The organism is Blautia caccae (assembly GCF_040095955.1).
Classification (GTDB): Bacteria; Bacillota; Clostridia; order Lachnospirales; family Lachnospiraceae; genus Blautia; species Blautia celeris.
The window spans coordinates 1-2143 of the sequence record NZ_JBBMFP010000061.1; the positions used below are offsets into that span (position 1 = coordinate 1).

Below are 2143 nucleotides of genomic sequence, written 5' to 3' on the forward strand. Positions count from 1 at the left end.
GACAATACCCCGTGGAAATACGGGGTATTTTGTTGCAATTTTATCAAACCTAGTATAAAATGAAAGAAAATATATTTAGGGAAAGTAAAATGGAAAATGACGAATTGCTACTAAATAAAAATGTAATAAAAACTAATTCTAAGAATATAATTATTAAAAATGGTCATGCTATATTTCAAAATAAAGATAAAGAATTTAATGGCAATTCCATTAAAAAATTATTAGCATATGTAAATACTTTAAAAGAAAAATATGCAAATGTTAGAATGCCTATTATTATAAATTTAGGTGATATAGTATTTACTGATAAGTTAACATATATTTTTCTTGAAATAATATGCAATATATTAATAAAAAGTTATGGACATAGGGTTACAGTGATTTTCAAGTGTGAACATAATATTTTTATAGAAGGAATTGCGTCTTCTCCATTATTGTTATTAAACAACAGCGATAAAGACAACATGAAGAAATATACGGATAAGTTCTGTGATGATCTATATAAAAATCATTATAGAAGGGTAATGAGAAAGAGTTCAAATAATGTAGAGTTATCAAGAAGAATGGATGATATTTCTTATTTTTTAAAGTATTCTGGTGTTGGAGAAGAGTGTATTGATGAAATATCGGAAGTTATTGTTGAACTAATAGGAAATGCTTGGGAGCATGCAGCGTCTGAATGTCTGGTAGATTTGGATGTTACGAATTCTTATTTTAAACAAGAAAATAGTAGTGCGTTTTTGGGTATAAATATTGCAGTGATTAATTTTTCTGAAAAACTGTTAGGAGATGGCATTAAAAGAAAGATAACAAATCAAGATATAAATTTATTTGAAAGATATGTGTTAGTAAAAGAAGCCTATGAAAAACATAAGTCTTTTATGAATTCAGTGTATCAAGATGCTGATTTTTTTAACATTGCTGCTTTTCAACACAAAATATCAGGAAGAAATAAAAAGGTATCTACAGGAGGTACTGGACTTACAAAGTTAATATCTTCTCTTGAAAAGCGTTCAGATGCTCATAAGTGCTACTTAATTACTGGGAACAGAGCATTGTGGTTTTTCCATCAATATCTTGAGTACAATAAAGAAGGATGGATTGGGTTTAATGAGAGTAATGACTTTTTTAGTCAGGCCCCTTCGGGTATAGTAACAGGGAGTAATTCTATATTTTTGCCTGGTACTGCGTATAATTTGAATTTTGTTATGAAAAGGAGAGAAGAAAAGTGGATAATATAATTAAGCTAAAATTTGAAAAATCATTGGAAGGCTTAGCAGGGTATGAATTTGGAATGGAAACATACAAAAATCAGGTTGAAAATAGAATTAATTTTGACCAAAAAATAACAATCGTATTTCCAGATAATATTCAAAGAATTGCCTCTTCTTTTATACAGGGTTTTTTTGAAAATATTGTACAACACATTGGGGTGTCAGGAGTTGAAAAGAATATTGAAATTATTTCAACTAAGGAAGAACTGAAAAAAATAATAATTAGTAATTTATTATGAGGTATTACGATGTGGAGTGATTTTTTATCAATTGTGGCTATTATTATTTCAATTGTCGTTGCGATTGTTGAATACATTAAAGAGGTACGATTAAGTCGTATAAATTTAGAATCAGAATATTATAAAGATATTTATAAAAATCATTTAGTATATGAAATACCAACTGCTAGGAAATATATAAAATTTGATTTATATAATAAACTTATAGATGCAGATAAACTTATCAATGAATTGCAAAAATTAAGGCAAGACTCTTTATATTTTCAGTATAATAATCCAGAATTTTATAAGCAATTAAAAGAGACTATCCAAAATCTAGAGGATTACTTAGTCACGAATACAGGTAAAGAGTTTATTGGCGAAGAGCAGACTATAGTGTATAATACAATAAAAGACAATATTAATGAAATTTATAGAATAATATCTAATGGTTATCTAGGAAAGAAAAATATTAGATTTAAAAAGTTAAAAATAAAATTTGAATAAATATTACATATTTCATTTTAGGTATTACATCGAGCGTCTGGTCAGATAACTGGCTGGGCGCTTTTGTTATGGGTATATAGCTCAGAGGGAGAGCGGCGGCCTTATAAGGCGTGTGCCGCCGGTTCGATCCCGGCTATGCCTATT

The 2143-nt window shown here is 28.4% G+C and carries 3 protein-coding genes and 1 tRNA gene; all 4 read left to right on the forward strand.

Annotated elements, in window-relative coordinates; all coding sequences use genetic code 11:
* The first annotated feature begins 89 nt into the window (after positions 1 to 89).
* The 4 genes from WMO65_RS26050 to WMO65_RS26065 all read left to right on the forward strand — a co-directional run bounded on the left by WMO65_RS26050 (position 90) and on the right by WMO65_RS26065 (position 2141).
* Positions 90 to 1241, forward strand: coding sequence for a hypothetical protein (locus WMO65_RS26050; protein WP_148393789.1), 1152 nt, complete (start codon positions 90 to 92; stop codon positions 1239 to 1241).
* On the forward strand, positions 1229 to 1513 hold the full coding sequence (locus tag WMO65_RS26055; RefSeq protein ID WP_349064843.1) for a hypothetical protein: 285 nt from the start codon (positions 1229 to 1231) through the stop codon (positions 1511 to 1513). The genes WMO65_RS26050 and WMO65_RS26055 overlap by 13 nt, the downstream gene beginning before the upstream one ends.
* A gap of 9 nt (positions 1514 to 1522) precedes the next feature.
* Positions 1523 to 1999, forward strand: coding sequence for a hypothetical protein (locus tag WMO65_RS26060; protein ID WP_148393792.1), 477 nt, complete (start codon positions 1523 to 1525; stop codon positions 1997 to 1999).
* Between the two features lie 70 nt (positions 2000 to 2069).
* Positions 2070 to 2141, forward strand: a tRNA-Ile gene (locus WMO65_RS26065).
* The last annotated feature ends 2 nt before the right edge of the window (positions 2142 to 2143 follow it).